This window comes from Streptococcus timonensis, from assembly GCF_047463455.1.
Lineage (GTDB): Bacteria > Bacillota > Bacilli > Lactobacillales > Streptococcaceae > Streptococcus > Streptococcus timonensis_B.
Map to the genome: position 1 here is coordinate 191,248 of NZ_JASHDV010000001.1, position 17,833 is coordinate 209,080.

The window sequence follows — 17,833 nt, forward strand, 5'->3', positions numbered from 1 at the left end:
CACTTTTTGAGCGGGGCTTTTTGAGTCTTTTAACTAACAAAGCCTCTGCAAATCTAGCTAAAATATGGTAAAATAGACAGGAATCATATATGATTTATTGATTAAGTTTGTATGAAGAAAAGGACATAGAATGGCTATTATTCAATGGTTTCCTGGTCACATGTCAAAAGCAAGAAGACAGGTCCAGGAGAATTTAAAATTTGTTGATTTTGTGACTATTTTGGTAGATGCACGTTTACCCTTGTCAAGTCAAAATCCAATGCTAACTAAAATTGTAGGAGATAAACCAAGACTCTTAATCTTAAACAAGGCAGATCTTGCAGATCCAATTTTAACGAAAGAGTGGCGCCAACACTTTGAAGCACAAGGAATCCAAACACTAGCCATTAATTCAAAAGAGCAAGTTACAGTTAAAGTGGTTACAGACGCAGCCAAAAAGCTTATGGCAGATAAGATTGCTCGTCAGAAAGAGCGTGGTATCCAAATTGAAACCTTGCGTACCATGATTATTGGTATCCCAAATGCTGGTAAATCCACTCTCATGAACCGTTTAGCTGGGAAAAAAATTGCGGTTGTTGGTAATAAACCTGGTGTTACAAAGGGCCAACAATGGCTTAAGACTAATAAGAATCTCGAAATCTTGGATACTCCTGGTATTCTTTGGCCAAAATTTGAAGATGAAACTGTTGCACTCAAACTAGCATTAACTGGAGCTATCAAGGACCAATTGCTACCAATGGATGAAGTGACTATTTTTGGTATCAATTATTTTAAAAATCATTATCCGGAAAGACTGCAAGAACGCTTTAAACAAATGAAGCTGGAAGATGAAGCTCCAGAGATCATTATGGATATGACACGTATACTTGGTTTTCGTGATAACTACGATCGCTTCTATAATCTTTTTGTTAAAGAAGTTCGTGACGGAAAACTAGGTAACTACACCTTAGATACATTGGACGATCTCAATGGCAACGATTAAAGAAATAAAAGAATTATTAGCAACTATAGGGGACCTAGATAGTCCCATCATTAAAGAATTAGCAAAAGATTCACGAGCAGGCGTTCAAAAAGAGATTCAAAAGCGAAAACAAGCTATTCAAGCTGAAATTGATGAAAATTTTCGCTTGGAATCTATGTTATCTTATGAGAAAGAGCTTTATGATAAGGGAATAAGTTTCATTGCTGGTGTAGATGAGGTTGGACGTGGTCCTCTAGCTGGTCCAGTAGTAGCTGCTGCAGTAATTTTACCTCAAAATTGCAAGATTAAAGGCTTGAATGACAGTAAAAAAATTCCAAAGAAAAAACACGAAGAAATTTTTCAGGCTGTCAAAGAAAAGGCACTAGCGATCGGCATAGGAGTTATGGATAATCATGTCATAGACCAGGTTAATATCTATGAAGCAACTAAATTAGCTATGAAGGAAGCTACAACACAATTACAGCTAAAACCAGAACACTTATTAATTGATGCTATGGAATTGGACTTACCTATTTCACAGACATCTATTATCAAGGGAGATGCTAATTCTTTATCCATAGCTGCAGCATCCATTGTTGCCAAGGTTACGAGAGATAAGATCATGGCAAACTATGACCAGAAGTTCCCAGGTTATGATTTTAGTCAAAATGCGGGTTACGGAACTGCTAAACACTTGGAAGGTATCGCTAAACTAGGTATTACACCAATTCACAGAACTAGCTTTGAACCGATCAAGTCATTAGTAACAAAAGGTAAATAAAGTTTATACAGAGGAAGGTTTTATGGAGGAATCATCACGTAAACTGAGGTCAAAAAATGAATTTGAGTTTGCTTCGAGCTCTATCTTGTCACAGGTTGCTCGAGGAATATTAGTTGGTCTTATAGTTGGAGTTATTGTAGGCTCATTCCGGTTCTTTATCGAAGAAACCTTCCATTTTGTCCAACACCTATATAAAAACCAGTCGAACTGGGTCATTGATTTATTCATAATTTTAATTATGTATATTTTTATAATCTTTCTAAGTGCAAGATTGACCCGTTCGGATAAGGATATTAAAGGTTCTGGTATTCCTCAAGTTGAAGCGGAGTTAAAAGGTCTCATGTCTCTCAATTGGTGGAGTGTCCTCTGGAAGAAATACATTCTAGGTATTTTGGCCATTGCAAGTGGGCTTATGCTCGGTCGTGAAGGTCCCAGTATTCAGCTAGGTGCCGTAGGAGGAAAAGGAATTGCCAAATGGTTAAAAGCTAGCCCTGTTGAAGAGCGATCACTGATAGCAAGTGGGGCCGTAGCTGGACTTGCAGCAGCTTTTAACGCCCCTATAGCTGGTCTCCTTTTTGTTGTAGAAGAAGTCTATCACCATTTTTCAAGATTTTTCTGGGTTTCCACACTGGCAGCAAGCCTTGTAGCAAACTTTGTTTCACTTCTAATGTTTGGTTTGACACCTGTTTTAGATATGCCTGACCATATTCCTCAGATGAGCCTAGATCAATATTGGATTTATCTAGTGATGGGTATTATTCTAGGTGTATCAGGTTATCTATACGAAAAGGCTGTCCTAAATGTTTCTCTGATCTATGATTGGATTGGAAAACACCTTCATCTGGACCGAGCTTATTACCCTTTACTTGCTTTTATCCTCATCATTCCAATTGGATTATATCTCCCTCAAATCTTAGGAGGAGGCAATCAATTAATTCTTTCATTAACTGAGCAAAGCTTTACATTTCAGGCTTTGTTAGCATACTTTATTATTCGATTTATTTGGAGTATGATTAGTTACGGAAGTGGACTTCCAGGAGGAATCTTTCTACCAATTTTAGCGCTTGGATCACTTTTAGGTGCACTAATTGGTACAATTTGTCTTCATTTCGGTTTGATTAGTCAAGAACAATTTCCAATCTTCATCATACTCGGTATGAGCGGATACTTTGGCGCTATTTCTAAAGCTCCTTTAACAGCAATAATTCTGGTAACAGAAATGGTTGGTGATATTCGTAATCTTATGCCCCTAGGTCTTGTAACATTGGTGGCATACATTATCATGGATTTACTAAAAGGAGCTCCAGTATATGAAGCCATGTTAGAAAAAATGCTTCCTGAAGAAGTAGATGATCATGGAGAAGTCACCCTAATAGAAATCCCAGTATCTGAAAAAATAGCTGGTAAACAAGTGCATGAGCTTAACTTACCTGCAAATGTCCTCATTACAACACAAATCCATAATGGAAAAAGTCAAACTGTTAATGGCTCAACAAGAATGTATCTAGGAGATATGATACATCTCGTCATTCCAAAAAATGAAATTGGAGATGTTAGAGATTTATTGTTGTAGAATTAGTAGTTTACATAACTTATGTTATGTCTCCGTATATATAGTTGGTCAAAAATTAGTAATTAAAATGATAGACCAAATCAAATGAATCAAAACTCGATTCCTAAATAATGGTATCGAGTTTTGATATTGTAATCGATTAAACTGTAGAAGCTTTAGAAATTTTTAAGTCAATAAATTAATAATCAATTATTCACTTAGCGGATCTAGACGGTTTTTAGAATTGTATAGCTTATTTGAACATTCCTAAATCTCCCCTATAATATCTTTCCGAAAAACTATAATTTTCTTGAAAAATATATATAGCTATGCTATACTACTAGTAGACTTATTTATGGAGAATATAGATGAAACGTGAGATTTTACTGGAACGCATCGACAAACTTAAACAACTGATGCCTTGGTACGTGTTGGAATATTATCAATCTAAACTGGCTGTTCCTTATAGTTTTACAACATTATATGAATACTTAAAGGAATACGACCGATTTTTTACCTGGATCTTGGAGTCTGGTATCTCAGATGCTGATTCTATGGCCAATATTCCTTTATCCGTTTTGGAGCATTTAACAAAAAAAGATCTAGAATCTTTTATCCTATATTTACGGGAAAGACCCTTACTTAATGCTAATACAACTAAACAAGGTGTATCCCAAACAACGATTAACCGTACCCTTTCTGCCCTTTCTAGTCTCTATAAGTACTTAACTGAAGAGGTTGAAAATGAACAAGGGGAACCTTATTTCTACCGAAATGTCATGAAAAAGGTTGCTACCAAGAAAAAGAAAGAAACCTTAGCAGCTAGAGCTGAGAATATTAAGCAAAAACTATTTCTTGGAGATGAAACTGAAGGTTTTTTAAATTATATAGACCTGGAATATCCTAAAAGTCTCTCAAATCGCGCATTATCTTCATTTAATAAAAATAAAGAGCGTGATTTAGCTATTATTGCACTACTTTTGGCTTCAGGAGTTCGTTTATCTGAAGCAGTCAATCTTGATTTAAGAGATTTGAACCTTAAGATGATGGTTATTGAAGTCACAAGAAAAGGCGGTAAACGAGACTCTGTTAATATTGCTGCATTTGCAAAACCATATCTTGAACAATATCTTGCCATTCGAGATAAAAGGTACAAGACAGAAAAAAAAGATACCGCTTTATTCCTAACCCTTTATCGTGGTGTTCCTAATCGAATTGATGCTTCTAGCGTAGAAAAAATGGTTGCCAAGTATTCTGAAGATTTCAAAGTCCGTGTAACACCCCATAAACTTCGCCATACCCTGGCAACTCGTCTATATGATGCAACCAAATCACAGGTTCTGGTCAGCCATCAACTTGGACATGCAAGCACACAAGTCACAGACTTATATACCCATATTGTTAACGACGAACAAAAAAATGCTTTAGATAGTTTGTGATTTTTACATAATTTAAATTACGAAAAAACCCTAAACTAAGTTTAGGTTTTTTTGATATATTAGACAGATTTCTTTTATTGAGAAATTATCTTTAAAATGTGTTTCAGGCGCCATTGATATAGGATACCACTAATAATTAAGCTAACAATTAAGCTAATCCAATAAGCATAAGCTCCTAATGAAGTATAGAAATCTAAAGCCAAACCAAGGGGTATTGCTACTCCCCAGTAACCTAGAATACCAAGATAGAATGGTATAACTGTATCCTTGTAACCACGCAAAATACCTTGAAGAGGAGCTGCAAATGTATCTGCTAGTTGAAAGAATAAACTATAGGTTAAAAAATTTGCTGTTAGGGCGATAAAATCTGGATCTTGACCATAAAGTCCTGCTACTGCTTCTCTATACAAATAAAGAAAAGAAAGAGTTAAACCAGCAAAAATGAATGCTAGTAAACGACCTATGCGTATGTATTGTTTAGCATCATTAAATCGTTTTGCACCAACTTCGTAAGAGACTACGATTGCCATAGCTGTAGAAATACTCATAGGAAATGCGTACATTAAACTAGAAAAGTTCATAGCCGACTGGTGACTGGCAATAATGAAAGATGAAAATTTTGACATTATTAAGCCAACAGCTGAAAAAACAGCAACCTCTGCAAAAACAGTACCACCTATTGGTAATCCTAAGACGATACCTTCCTTTATCTTTTCTAAATTTAAAGGAGAAATTTTATTTAGTTTAAACTCCTTGAGCCTCTCTTGTTTTTGTATAACGTAAAGAGAAATGAATAGGACGCACCAGTAAGCCAGTGAAGTTCCTAGTCCTGCCCCAGCTCCACCTAACTCAGGAAATCCTAATTTGCCATAAATCAACAAATAATTAAATCCACTGTTTAGAGGAAGCAATAAAAGCATCAAGTACATGGAAAGATTTGTCAATCCTAAGGAATCTAAAAGCGAACGTACTACACTAAATAATAAAAGTGGGATAATGCCAATGGCTAACAAACGTAGATAACGAATCGCTACATTTTCAACAGCAGACTCTAAGCTCATATGATGAAGAACGACTGGAGCTGCTAGAAATACTAAAGCAAAAAGTATGAGAGATAATCCAAGGGATAGATACATAAATTGATAGTAATCCGATGCAACTTCATTCTTTTTCCCTTGACCAAGGTGCTGTCCGATAATTGGCACCAAAGCAGAAACAATCCCAGTTAAAAATGTAAAAAAGGGATTCCAAAGACTTGTTGCCATAGAGACTCCAGCTAAGTTAAGCGTATCATAATGCCCAGTCATGGTTGTATCTATAAAGGACGCAGAATAATTAGCAAATTGATAAATCAAGATGGGAAAAAAGATTTTTAAAAATAAGATAATTTTTTCTTGATTATTTTGTGTTGAATACATACCTGCTCTTTCTAGTTAACCATACAATAACGATATTAAATAGTTAGAATTCTGTTATAAAGTTTTAATCTGCTTGGTAAACGATTTGCCCCTTACAGATAGTATATTTGACTTGACCTTTTAACTCTTCACCGATAAATGGTGAGTTAGATGCTTTTGAAGCAAAATGTGATCCTACGATACGGTCTGCTTTAGCATCAAAAATGGTAATATCGGCTGGCCCATTTTCAGCTAAGTAACCTGCTTCAAAATTATACAATTTAGCTGGATTAACAGTCATTTTTTCTAACAACTGCATCAAGCTTAATTCCCCAGTTTCTACTAGGTAAGTTAAACCAAGTGACAAGGAAGTTTCAAGTCCTGTCATACCTGAAGGTGCTTTGGTGATATCCTCGACATTCTTCTCATCGACATGGTGAGGCGCGTGGTCAGTCGCAATTACTGAAATGACACCTGACTTGAGTCCCTCGATAACTGCCAAGCGGTCTGATTCCAAGCGTAAAGGTGGGTTCATTTTTGCGTTACTTCCTTGAGTCAAGAGAAGAGCTTCAGTTTTAGAGAAATGTTGCGGTGCTACTTCTGCTGTTACTTGAGCACCTAGACTCTGAGCAAACTCGACAACTTTGACACTCTCTTCTTTAGATAAATGTTGAATGTGGACATGAGCCTTAGTTGCATAAGCTATCATAACATCACGTGCAATCATAGCATACTCAGCCACTCCTGTTGCTCCACAGATATGGAAGTGTTCTTTAGCAACATTTTCATTGAAACCGAGAATTCCATTCAAGCCTGGATCTTCCTCATGAAGGCATACAAAGGATCCAAGCTTTTTAGCAGTTTCAAATGCTTCTTTGACTACTTTACTGCTTTCAAGAGGAATACCATCATCTGAAAAACCAACGGCTCCAGCTTCTAAAAGCGCCTTAAAGTCAGTCAAGTCTTGGCCATTAAAGTTCTTGGTAATAGTTGCCACAGTTTTAACATTGATTTTTTCCTTAGCCGCTGACTGGAGAACTTCTTGCAAAGTCTCTACGTCAGAAATCGTTGGATTAGTATTAGCCATCATGACAACTGTCGTAAAACCACCAGCTGCTGCTGCTAGTGCACCTGTATGGATATCTTCCTTGTGAGTTTGACCAGGTTCACGGAAATGAACATGGATATCCACCAAACCGGGTGCAACTACAAGACCAGTTGCGTCAATGACCTCTGCACCTTCTTCACTAATTTGTGGTGCAATTTTAAGAATTTTACCGTCTTCAACCAAGACATCACAAACCTGATCCAAACCAGACTTGGGATCCATGACACGACCATTTTTGATTATTAGCATCTTCTTACTCCTTTATTCGTAGAAATCCACTTGGGTATCCAATAACTTATCCCCATCATAAACGAACTTTGCTGAAAAGAATGGTTTATCTTCTAAAAGCCACTCTACAAAGGTGTGGTCCCCTTCCCAAGTCGGCTTGTTTAGAACCTCATCATAGGGAACCCATTCTAAAGTCCCTTCATTACAGTCAATCAAATCACCCTCAAACTCCGTCACCTTAAACACATAGGTGTACCAGTCCAGGTCAGGAGTGAATTCAGGAAAAGTGATAACTCCCTTTAAAACCGGCTTAGCTTTCAACCCTGTTTCTTCCAAAATCTCACGTGCAGCACATTCTTGTGGAGTTTCTCCACGCTCTAACTTTCCACCTACACCGATCCATTTTCCTTCATGGACATCATTAGGCTTTTTATTTCGATGAAGCATGAGTAATTCTTTTCCGTTATCAATGTAGCAAATCGTCGCTAACTGAGGCATATTCTCTCCTTATCTAAGCCAATCAATTGACTCTTGTCCTGTTTCTTTTAAGAATGCATTGGCCTTGGAAAAAGGCTTGGAACCCCAAAATCCTCTGTAAACGGAAAGGGGACTCGGGTGAGCTGATTCAATAATCAGATGTTGAGGATTAGTTACTAATACCTTCTTCTTGCGTGCATAAGCACCCCAGAGGACAAAAACAACTGGTCTATCAAGTTTATTGACAACCTTGATCACAGCATCTGTAAAAGGCTCCCATATCTGACCAGCATGACCATTTGCCTGGCCAGCAGGGACAGTCAAGCAAGCATTCAGAAGCAAGACTCCCTGCTTGGCCCAAGAGGTCAAGTCATGTGACGGTTTTACCCCAATATCATCCGCAAGTTCTTTTAAAATATTTTGAAGCGAAGGCGGTGCTGGGATTGAATCAGGAACTGAAAAACTCAATCCCTGAGCTTGACCAGGTCCATGATAGGGATCCTGGCCCAGAATCACGACCTTAACCTCTTCCAGCGGAGTCGTCAAAAGAGCCTGAAAAACCTTTTCCTTAGGAGGATAAACAGTTCCTTGAGCATAAACCTGCTCCATAAAGTGATTGATTTTTCCAAAATACCCCTCAGGTAATCGCTCCTTAATCAAGGCATGCCAAGATGAGTGTTGCATAGCTTTCTCTCCTTTACCGTATCCATCGAAAAGCACGTCTTAATTCATCCGTACCATTTTTAAAAAAGCATAAACCGTGTGCAAGTATGATCTTATCAGGTTTCCAGTTTAATATACGGGAAAAGGAAGTCTTTGCTTCCCTTTGTCTTCCTAAAAAAGTCATCCGATAATCGATAGGAGTTTGTCCATCAGGGGATGTTACACGAGCTAAATGATAGAATCTTCTGCGGATTGGACTAGGTATCTTTTTCGGTTCAAAATTCTCTATGAGGTCTGTTACAATCAGTGTTTTAGTTGATTTATGAAAAAACACCACCTCTTCGATAACTGAACTTCCCTTAAAAATGAGTTGATCAATCTCATCAGACCATAGGTCAGGAGCCTTATCTGTTAAGGGAGCATCAAATACAACCTTGACTTTCTGACTTTCCGCTCTCTCTTCTACTCCTGGACTAGACCATGCTTGCGCCTGAGAATATCTTTGTTTCCAATCTGCAATATAGGCGTAGTGAATCTTATTTGGTGAAATCAGGTAAGCGACTTTGCCCAAAGCGTCCAGTTCAGTAAAAAGTTTCTCATTTGGCGCAATAGGAGAATGAATCCAAAGTTTGCCATCATTTAACTTAATCACCGTCATACGTGTCTGAAAAGGAAGTTTGAAGACCTTCATGTCCATTTGTATCAAATCACCATCTACTATCCAGATGTTTTGATCAACTTCCTTTAGTGAATACAACGGTTCATAAAGAGAAAGAATTGGCCTAGACATCATTTACTGCTACCGCACCTTCATTTATACTGTCTCTATTATAGCAAAAAGTGGCTATCTAAACCACTTTTTACAATTTATCTAAGATTTCTAGCAACGTCTGATAAGAGTCGACTTCATAAGTTGGTTGGGCTAGGCTTTTATTTTCCAAATGATGCGGATTGTACCAGATAGTATCGATACCAGCATTAATTCCACCTTGAATATCAGCTGACAAAGAATCACCAATCATAAGGGCATTTTTTTTATCAAAATTAGGGATACGGGATCCAATTTTCTCATAAAATTCAGCATCTGGTTTTTGAGTATGGAGTTGCTCTGAAATGAAAATCTCCTTGAAAAATGGTGCAATACCAGATCGCTCCAAACGACCTGTCTGAATAAAGGTGATTCCATTTGTCGCAGCATAGAGTTCATAGCCCTGATGTATCAAATTTTTTAATAATTCTTCCACACCTGGGAAAATCTGTCCCTGTTTAGACAAGAAAAACTGGTAACGCTCTGCTAAGTAGGCACCATCTTTTTCAATGCCAAAATGAGCAAACAATTTTGCAAAACGAGTATTGACTAGTTCTTGTTTTGTAATCTTTTTTAGCTCCAAATCCTTCCAAAGTGCTTTGTTCATAGGTACATAATAATTCTTGTACGCTTGGATATCCTCTACTCCTTCTTCTTCTAGGAGTTGAGTTAAGGCTATATCCTCGGCACTATCAAAATCTAGTAAAGTGTGATCGAGATCAAAAAGTAAAAATTTGTAAGTCATAAAAATAGTATCCTAAAGTTTCTAAATAATGATTGTAAAAATACCTTCACAATTCTTAGCTCTAAGTATATCATATTGATTATCTTATTTCTAAAACTAAGTTCATATCTAAACTAAATCATTAACATTGTATAGATTAGATTAGTTTAAAAGTTTGTAAAAAATGAACAATCTTTTTTCTTTTTTTAAAAATTTATCGGAAATTTCTTACTATTTTGTGTTATTATTTGCCCTATAATATTTATTGTGATACAATTCACTTTAAAGGATGGTTTTTATTTATAGATTGGAGGAGGCGATAAGTTGCTTGTCTAAAAATTTTCCTATAATTTTTCAGTTGTCTGTCTACGATATTTATCGTGCTATATCTATCAATCGTTAACTATACTCTATCTTCAATAGAAAGGGCGAAATATGAATAAGAAAAAAATAAGAATATTTGCATTTTTTATATGCTTACTAACTACATTATTTTCATTAGGCTACAGTAAAACTTTTGCTGAAAGTCCTGAAGTATCAGTATCTGGAAAGTTTGTTGATACAATTACTAGTGTCAATGTCACTAACAATGAAGGTGGTAACCTAACTTGGGATTTGGAACAATGGGCTACTTTCAGAATAAATGCTACTTATGATTTGTCAGGTAAAAGCGTCAAGGCTGGTGATACTACAGTTCTAACTGTTCCTGAGGCTCTAATCATCACTTCAGATACTTTTACGATTCGAGACATTAATACGAACGAAATCATAGCTAATGCCAAAGTAAGTGCTGATAATAAATCTATTTCAATAACATACACAGACTATGTTGAAAAACACTCAGATACTAATGGTTCATTCTTCTTCTATTCGAGAGTAGATTTTAAAAAACATCCTCAGCAAGGGGAAATTCCGATAGAAATTACCATCAACAAGGAAACTAAAGTTGCTGGTAAAATCACTTTTAAGGGGATAGGAAATGGGAACCCAAGACTTTTAACTAAAACTAGCTGGGTAGACAATACAGATTATAAAACGGTTGAGTATACAATCTCCGTTAACCGTACAAGAGAGAATATTCAACAAGCAACAATTGAAGATCACCTAAAATTTACAAATGCAACCTACATTAAAGATAGTATTAAGGTTATAAAGGGTAAATTTGCATTTGTTGAAGGTGAATGGCAGTTTACAGATAGAACTGATGTAACTGACCAACATACTATTACAATTTCTGAAGATGGTAGTTCATTTGTAATTGATTTAGGAGATATCACTGAACAAGATCAGTATCGTATCGCCTATAAAGTTCGAATGAATTATCAACCTGTAGATGGTGAGTTGCTGAAAAATGATGTAACTTTGAAAGGTAAGGGCATTGTCCTTAAAGAAGCTAGCAATGCTGCTGCTGTTCAAATAGCTGGTGGAGCTGGTATTGGTTATGTTTACTCAATCAATATTCACAAGGTTGATGATACTAACCAGCCACTTAAAGGAGCCAAATTTAAAGTAGTTCGTCAAGCCAATAATCAAGTTATTGGTGAGTTTGAAACAGATGAAAATGGTAATATTGCTGTAAACAAACTTTTGAAAGACAAGTATATCTTAACTGAGATTGAAGCTCCTTCAGGATATATTATTCAAGATGCTGATACAATTGTCAATGTTGAGGATTTCGGAAGTGATCATGCGGTAACAAAAACCATTGTAAATACTAAAGAAGAACCTACAACTACTACAGTAACGACTACTGAAGCTCCGACTACTACTGTTACAACCACAGAAGAACCTACAACTACTGTAACTACTACTGAAGAGACTACAACTACTGTAACTACTACTGAAGCACCAACTACGACTACAGTTACAACCACAGAAGAACCTACAACTACTGTAACTACTACTGAAGAGACTACAACTACTGTAACTACTACTGAAGCACCAACTACGACTACAGTGACGACTACTGAGGCACCAACTACGACTACAGTTACGACTACTGAGGCACCAACTACGACTACAGTTACGACTACTGAGGCACCAACTACGACTACTGAAGCTCCAACTACGACTACAGTTACGACTACTGAGGCACCAACTACGACTACTGTAACTACTACTGAAGCTCCGACTACTACTGTTACAACCACAGAAGAACGAAAGACAACGACAACAACTGCAAATGTACCTACAACAACAGTAACTACTACTGAAGAAAAGCCTGGACTTCCATTCACTGGGGAGAGCAAAGGAACTCTTATGCTAGTTCTTGGTTCACTTGTTCTAGTTTCTTCTATTACGGTTCTTGCAAAAGCTCGTAAAACTGAAAATAATTAGGCATATAGAAGATAAGATTTAGTTTTTTAGTCTTTAATCATTCCAAAATTAAAAGGATTTACTTTAAAGTAAATCCTTTTGCATTTCTTTTATACATTTTATATAAATAACTTAACTAGAATACGTATAAAAAACGATAACTTAATCAGTTTAGTTATCGTTTTTGTATTTTAGTCTTTTTCACCGAGTCTACTATTGATAGTCATCATGATACTAGCAATCTTTTCTCCCCAATAAGGATCAGAGGCATAAAGAACATTCATTCCAGATGATTTGTTTCCTAGGTGAGTTCTACCTTGATCATAATAGTTCTGTCTAATCCATTTAGCAGCTCCTAAAATTCCTTTATCGACATTATCAAAGCTCTTAGCTGATTGATAGGGTGATGAATCATAAGCTGCGATACCGAAGAAGTTATTCTTATCCTTTGCAATTTGACTACGTCCCCATGAACTTTCTAGAGCACTATGAGCCATAAGATAAAGAGCATTGATCCCATACCGTCTTTCTGCTTCTTTAAAGATGGCACCTTTACCAGCTAAACGACTACCTTTGATATTCATAAGAGAGTATACTTTGTCTAACTCTTCAGCAGTATAATTAGTAGGTTTACTTAAATCTCTAAATTGGAATGGATTATTAATTGTGAAGTTGTCAAAATTAATTCCATCTGCAGAATAATATTTTTTGCCAACTGTCATTGACGAATGATGTGGTGCAACACGAATACTAGAATAAGGTGACAGTTCATGATATACATAGTGTCCATCACTAGTATAATGAGGAATGAACTCGTTGCTAGCGCTAACTGATGTTAAATCACTTTTATTCATGTAACCTGACAAACCAGAAACTTGAACTGGTATTCTGCCATTTTGAGTTTCAGAACCAGTGACAGTAACAATACTACCTTGGTTAATATAGCTCAGACGTGTACCTGATTCACTATAAATATAAGCCGTAATTGGTTTCACTTTATAATGTGTAGATTGATCAGAAATCCATTTTCCATTACTATGGAAAGTGTAATCTTTACCTTTTATATTATAAGTACCAGTTACATATGCACCATTTTCCTTTAGGTAGTACCAAGCATTATAGTTTTTATCATAAATCCATTCATTTACAGCCATGTAACCGCCAGACTTAAGATAATAGGCTCCTTGCCACTCATTTTCAGCATATGTTCCATCAGATTTTATATAAAACCAGCTGTTGTATTTCTGATCAAAAATCCATTCAGATGAAGCCATGGCACCACTATTTTTAAGGTAATATTTGTTTTTCCAGGTGTCACTTTCCATGATGCCAACAGCATCAAAATGATACCAGACACCCTTAATTTTTTCCCATTTATTTCTTATCACTTTACCGGATGTGTCCCCGTAGTACCATTTGTCAGCAATTTTTAACCAAGAAGATTCCGCCAAAGCCCCGCTCTTTTGGAAAAGATACTCTTTAAATACTGTTTCACTAAGCATAGCACCATCTTGGTTAAAGTAGTACCAGATATCCTTAATTTTTTCCCATTTGTCTCGAGAGATTTTACCTTCTTGATTAGCATAAAACCAGTTGTCACCTAGTTTTACCCATGCATTTTCTACTAAAGCACCACTTTTGCTAAAAAGATAATCATCAAAGACTGTATTACTAAGCATGACACCATTTTGATTGAAATAGTACCAGACTCCACCAATCTTTTTCCAATTTATCACTGGTTGATTATTTTCGTAAAAAAGCCACTGACTATTTTCTTGTCGCCAACCTTCTTTTTTTACCTCAGATACTTTTTCTTTTGGCTGAGCTTTCTCAGCTTCTTTTTTGGAATCTTTTTCCTTTTCTGTATCTTGCTCAGGTTTTACAGTAGTTTGTGAAGCTTCCTTTTCACTTTTATTTTCTTCTTTTTGCTCCTTAGCTTCACTACTAATGACTGATGTTGTAATTTGTTCATCTTTATTTGTAACATTAGACTCATCAGCAAAAATAGTGGATTGTGAAATACTTGCTACCGACAAGGAAAGCGCACATATCAACATTACTTTTTTCATTCTAAACTCCTAATAAATACTGTCTTTCTATATATTTTTCCTAGATATTATTTTAATAGGGATATTATCCATTATATTATACATTATTATTTTAAATATAAAAGCCATTTTGGGTGAAGAAAGAAACTTGTAATCTATTTAAAATATTTTAGAAACAAACGTAAAAAAATAGTCGTACATGAGCTGTATGACTACTTTTATTAATGATGTTTATACCTTGCTATAGACTTCTTTGAGTTTTGTTTTGCTTGCTTTAGAAGAATTCTTCCAAATATTTGGATTTAAAAAAATCGATACGATAGATAGTGCTGCAAACGCAATTCCTACATACCAATAGGGCGCATCTAACGTTGTTGAACGTCCCGATAAACTGACAATTCCACGGAAAAGAGTGCCTGCTGTAATAATCGCTACAGCCGAATTCCATAAATTAAGACTAATACGAGAGAAATGAGGAATCGTCTTAAGTAATACTGCTAAAATAATTCCACCTAGAAGAGGTACTGCAAATAAATAGTGCATATGAAGGGAAACTTCCCCGAAACTAAATGCTTCATAAATTCTAGAAAAAGCAAAGAAGAAAATCGTAATTAGTGTATAAGAGATGACAGTTTTTTTAAAGCGTTTTTTGTTAGGATTAATAACCGATGTAGACAATATCACTCACCGCTCTTTCTGAAATTTTATTGCCTCCAGTCGTTGGCTTGTTAATAACCTGACCGTTGAAGTAAAGCGTAGATGATCCACCACCATCAAGGTTGTAAGCTGTTTTTACACCGTATGATTTCATAACTTCAGCCATTTGGTACAGGGATAGACCCTTGCTTTCAGATGTACGTCCGTCGGAAACTACGATAATATAGTGGTTTTCATCAATGATTCCAATCGCAGTACGAGGATTTGAAGCCATAGCTTGGCCAACTTCTTCATTTGTTCCTACTGCAATCTCACCATTTTCAACTAAAGCTGGGCCAAAAGCCAAGAGATTGACAACACCATCTTTAACTAGTTGGTCAGCTGAAATCTGATCCTCGTAAATAATCTTGAAAGAACCATCTTTATAAATGGCTAAATCACCATTGCTAGAATCTTCTCGTACAGTATCACGATAGACGACTCCATTACGGATAACATATCCTGTAGAGTTAGCTCCATAGTAATCTCCATTGATCGCTAGAATAGCATTGTTATCAGCAGCGGTTTCAGAAGTTTTTGCAGTTACATTGGTTCCGAAGGCATTTTGAGCGAAGGCTGTTTTTAAATAATCTGATGAGCTTACTGTAATATCTGCAACGTAGACTTGCGTATTATTGACCGTTGTTTCAGTTAAATTGATGGAGATATTATCATCCTTATAACTTGAGTCTGTTACTGTTGCTGTTTTAGCTGCTTGGCTAGCTTGAGCTATATTAGAACTTGTATTAGTTGTTGCTACTGTCGAAATAGTCTCAGCGAGTACAAAAGTTTTCAACATTGAGTAACTAAAGGATCCTGTCAAGAGTAAACCGAGAATCGAGGCATAAGCATATGGTTTCTTTAAAAATTTCATAATACAGTTGATGTCCTTTCCTTAAAGATCAATTTCTTTTGCACTGTCCAAGAGACAGCGAAGAGAAGGATGCCGACGATAACTTTGGCAATCAGAAGGTTGATACCAAAGACTGTAAAGAAGAGACGAATCAGTAGCGTGTCTAAGACAAAGAGTCCTACTGCCAGACCGAAGTATCCCATCCCTGTTTTCACAAGACTATCCTCGTTTTTAAAGACTAGTTTTTTATTGGTTGAATAGTTAAAAATCGAGCTAGTCACACGGGCTAATCCATTAGCAAGAAAAATCCGTAAACCAGTTGGGACTGTTGATAAAAACAAGATTGCAATGGCGTAGACAAGGTAGTCTACAAGAAAACTACTGAATGATGACAAGGCGAATTTGAAAATATTTTTATAAATCATTAACCCATCTCTAATCGGACGGAAGTGGGAGCCTTCATTATCGTTGATATAGATAGTTTCGATTGGCACTTCTAAGATTTCATATTGTCTGCTTGCTTCCAGAAGCATGTTCATTTCGTATTCATAACGTTGACCTTCTATTTTCAACATGAAAGGAATGAGATTTGTTGTAAAAGCGCGAAGTCCTGTTTGTGTATCTGTTACTCCTACTCCTGTTTGTAATTTAAAGAGTGCTTTTGTCAAGCTATTCCCAAAACGGCTACGGAGGGGAACTTTACCTGTGAAGGCACGCACACCCAAGATAAGTTTGTTAGGATTTTCAGAAGCTTTGTTAGCCGTACGGAAAATATCCCAAATCTTATGCTGACCATCTGCGTCTGCTGTGACTACTGTTCCATAAATGTTTTGTTCTTGGATATAAGAAAAGGCTGTTTTAAGCGCTTGTCCTTTCCCTTTATTTACTTGGTGACGGAGTACTGTAGCGTATTGCTCAGCTTTATCAAAGATTTTTTGGCACTTTGATGAACTACCATCGTCGATAACTAGAATATGAAAATCACTCTTTTCGTGAATTTTTTCGATGAGTGTGATAAGTTTATTATCAGGTTGATAAGCTGGAATGACTATATAGTTCATATCGATACCTCTTTCTTTGATGATGGAATAACTATACAGAACATCGCTTAAAGATAACTTATATCAGTTTTCTTTAAGATAAATTTAAAAAAACTTTAAGATAAGGATAGGTTTTCTCTAGCAAGTAAAAATATTCAAGGTTAATAACTATACAAAAAATCCTCAAATAGCAAGTCTACTTGAGGATAAAATTTATTATAAAATAGAAAATTTACTCTAATTTTTCTCTTAATTTCTCAACGAAGAGATAGGCCGCAGGACAGGTTAAAGTGTTTTTGATAGTCAGATTATTGATTTGATAAATCTTTTTTCGGTCGGTATGTGGAAATTCTCTACAAGCCTTGGGACGTACATCATAGATAGAACAGAGATTATCACCACCTAAGAAGGGACAAGGCATTGACTTAAAGACTTTATCACCGTCTTTATCTACTTGGAGAAACTCAGCTTCGAAAGCTGGTAATTTCATTTTAAAGTACTTGGCAATGCGTGTGATATCTGCTTCTTTAAAGTCCGGTCCAAGGCTCTTGCAGCAGTTGGCACAGGCTGTACAATCAATTTCTGAAAACACTTCTTGGTGAATCTCTAGCGCAATCTTATCTAAATTTTTAGGAGCTTTCTTTTTCAGATTTCCAAGAAATTTACGATGCTCTTTTTGTTTTTGTAATGCTAATTGGTGATAGTATTCGATATCGATTTCTTTTGACATAGATTCTTTAAC

16 protein-coding genes are annotated in these 17,833 nt (G+C 36.2%); 5 read left to right on the forward strand and 11 right to left on the reverse strand.

All coding sequences use genetic code 11. From position 1 onward, the window contains the following. Positions 1-130: 130 nt before the first annotated feature. From ylqF to xerS, 4 genes are all read left to right on the forward strand, one after another. The gene (gene ylqF / locus QM847_RS01010; protein WP_414353311.1) at positions 131-982 is read left to right on the forward strand and encodes a ribosome biogenesis GTPase YlqF; all 852 of its coding nucleotides are present in this window, start codon (positions 131-133) and stop codon (positions 980-982) included. Continuing rightward, entirely contained in the window at positions 969-1,742 is a 774-nt protein-coding gene (locus tag QM847_RS01015; protein ID WP_414353312.1) for a ribonuclease HII, read from the forward strand. The genes ylqF and QM847_RS01015 overlap by 14 nt, the downstream gene beginning before the upstream one ends. 22 nt (positions 1,743-1,764) lie before the next feature. Beyond that, the gene (locus QM847_RS01020; RefSeq protein WP_414353313.1) at positions 1,765-3,315 is read left to right on the forward strand and encodes a chloride channel protein; all 1,551 of its coding nucleotides are present in this window, start codon (positions 1,765-1,767) and stop codon (positions 3,313-3,315) included. A gap of 347 nt (positions 3,316-3,662) precedes the next feature. Beyond that, the gene (gene xerS / locus QM847_RS01025; RefSeq protein ID WP_414353315.1) at positions 3,663-4,733 is read left to right on the forward strand and encodes a tyrosine recombinase XerS; all 1,071 of its coding nucleotides are present in this window, start codon (positions 3,663-3,665) and stop codon (positions 4,731-4,733) included. Between the two features lie 74 nt (positions 4,734-4,807). Here the strand turns inward: xerS and QM847_RS01030 are convergent, their stop codons facing one another. From QM847_RS01030 to QM847_RS01055, 6 genes are all read right to left on the reverse strand, one after another. Further along, positions 4,808-6,151 carry an MATE family efflux transporter gene (locus tag QM847_RS01030; protein WP_414353316.1) on the reverse strand — a complete coding sequence of 448 codons (1,344 nt, stop codon included), beginning with the start codon at positions 6,149-6,151 and terminating at the stop codon, positions 4,808-4,810. A gap of 64 nt (positions 6,152-6,215) precedes the next feature. Further along, positions 6,216-7,487: a dihydroorotase gene (locus QM847_RS01035; protein ID WP_414353318.1), complete on the reverse strand. Its 1,272-nt coding sequence runs from the start codon at positions 7,485-7,487 to the stop codon at positions 6,216-6,218. Between the two features lie 12 nt (positions 7,488-7,499). Then, positions 7,500-7,964 carry an NUDIX hydrolase gene (locus QM847_RS01040; protein ID WP_414353319.1) on the reverse strand — a complete coding sequence of 155 codons (465 nt, stop codon included), beginning with the start codon at positions 7,962-7,964 and terminating at the stop codon, positions 7,500-7,502. Between the two features lie 9 nt (positions 7,965-7,973). Next, positions 7,974-8,627: a uracil-DNA glycosylase gene (locus QM847_RS01045; RefSeq protein ID WP_414353320.1), complete on the reverse strand. Its 654-nt coding sequence runs from the start codon at positions 8,625-8,627 to the stop codon at positions 7,974-7,976. A 13-nt stretch (positions 8,628-8,640) separates the two neighbouring features. Continuing rightward, on the reverse strand, positions 8,641-9,396 hold the full coding sequence (locus QM847_RS01050) for a DUF4336 domain-containing protein (protein WP_414353753.1): 756 nt from the start codon (positions 9,394-9,396) through the stop codon (positions 8,641-8,643). A 70-nt stretch (positions 9,397-9,466) separates the two neighbouring features. Next, positions 9,467-10,159 carry a YjjG family noncanonical pyrimidine nucleotidase gene (locus tag QM847_RS01055; RefSeq protein WP_414353322.1) on the reverse strand — a complete coding sequence of 231 codons (693 nt, stop codon included), beginning with the start codon at positions 10,157-10,159 and terminating at the stop codon, positions 9,467-9,469. A 414-nt stretch (positions 10,160-10,573) separates the two neighbouring features. Between QM847_RS01055 and QM847_RS01060 the strand changes: the two genes are divergently transcribed. After that, positions 10,574-12,475, forward strand: a complete 1,902-nt coding sequence (locus tag QM847_RS01060) for an Ig-like domain-containing protein (protein ID WP_414353323.1) — start codon at positions 10,574-10,576, stop codon at positions 12,473-12,475. Between the two features lie 170 nt (positions 12,476-12,645). Here the strand turns inward: QM847_RS01060 and QM847_RS01065 are convergent, their stop codons facing one another. From QM847_RS01065 to QM847_RS01085, 5 genes are all read right to left on the reverse strand, one after another. Further along, entirely contained in the window at positions 12,646-14,523 is a 1,878-nt protein-coding gene (locus QM847_RS01065) for a glucosaminidase domain-containing protein (protein WP_414353324.1), read from the reverse strand. A gap of 210 nt (positions 14,524-14,733) precedes the next feature. Further along, positions 14,734-15,180, reverse strand: a complete 447-nt coding sequence (locus tag QM847_RS01070) for a hypothetical protein (RefSeq protein ID WP_414353325.1) — start codon at positions 15,178-15,180, stop codon at positions 14,734-14,736. Next, positions 15,161-16,072, reverse strand: coding sequence for a phosphodiester glycosidase family protein (locus QM847_RS01075; RefSeq protein WP_414353326.1), 912 nt, complete (start codon positions 16,070-16,072; stop codon positions 15,161-15,163). Before QM847_RS01075 ends, QM847_RS01070 begins: the two co-directional genes overlap by 20 nt. Then, positions 16,069-17,112, reverse strand: a complete 1,044-nt coding sequence (locus QM847_RS01080) for a glycosyltransferase (protein ID WP_414353327.1) — start codon at positions 17,110-17,112, stop codon at positions 16,069-16,071. The genes QM847_RS01075 and QM847_RS01080 overlap by 4 nt, the downstream gene beginning before the upstream one ends. A gap of 211 nt (positions 17,113-17,323) precedes the next feature. Next, entirely contained in the window at positions 17,324-17,821 is a 498-nt protein-coding gene (locus QM847_RS01085; protein WP_414353328.1) for a YkgJ family cysteine cluster protein, read from the reverse strand. Between the last annotated feature and the right edge of the window lie 12 nt (positions 17,822-17,833).

Coding starts and splice junctions, on each gene's coding strand:
- ylqF (WP_414353311.1), top strand. CDS start 131: ATGGCTATTATTCAATGGTTTCCTGGTCACATGTCAAAAGCAAGAAGA.
- QM847_RS01085 (WP_414353328.1), bottom strand. CDS start 17,821: ATGTCAAAAGAAATCGATATCGAATACTATCACCAATTAGCATTACAA.
- QM847_RS01040 (WP_414353319.1), bottom strand. CDS start 7,964: ATGCCTCAGTTAGCGACGATTTGCTACATTGATAACGGAAAAGAATTA.
- QM847_RS01050 (WP_414353753.1), bottom strand. CDS start 9,396: ATGTCTAGGCCAATTCTTTCTCTTTATGAACCGTTGTATTCACTAAAG.
- QM847_RS01080 (WP_414353327.1), bottom strand. CDS start 17,112: ATGAACTATATAGTCATTCCAGCTTATCAACCTGATAATAAACTTATC.
- QM847_RS01065 (WP_414353324.1), bottom strand. CDS start 14,523: ATGAAAAAAGTAATGTTGATATGTGCGCTTTCCTTGTCGGTAGCAAGT.
- xerS (WP_414353315.1), top strand. CDS start 3,663: ATGAAACGTGAGATTTTACTGGAACGCATCGACAAACTTAAACAACTG.
- QM847_RS01045 (WP_414353320.1), bottom strand. CDS start 8,627: ATGCAACACTCATCTTGGCATGCCTTGATTAAGGAGCGATTACCTGAG.
- QM847_RS01055 (WP_414353322.1), bottom strand. CDS start 10,159: ATGACTTACAAATTTTTACTTTTTGATCTCGATCACACTTTACTAGAT.
- QM847_RS01015 (WP_414353312.1), top strand. CDS start 969: ATGGCAACGATTAAAGAAATAAAAGAATTATTAGCAACTATAGGGGAC.
- QM847_RS01020 (WP_414353313.1), top strand. CDS start 1,765: ATGGAGGAATCATCACGTAAACTGAGGTCAAAAAATGAATTTGAGTTT.
- QM847_RS01060 (WP_414353323.1), top strand. CDS start 10,574: ATGAATAAGAAAAAAATAAGAATATTTGCATTTTTTATATGCTTACTA.
- QM847_RS01035 (WP_414353318.1), bottom strand. CDS start 7,487: ATGCTAATAATCAAAAATGGTCGTGTCATGGATCCCAAGTCTGGTTTG.
- QM847_RS01030 (WP_414353316.1), bottom strand. CDS start 6,151: ATGTATTCAACACAAAATAATCAAGAAAAAATTATCTTATTTTTAAAA.
- QM847_RS01075 (WP_414353326.1), bottom strand. CDS start 16,072: ATGAAATTTTTAAAGAAACCATATGCTTATGCCTCGATTCTCGGTTTA.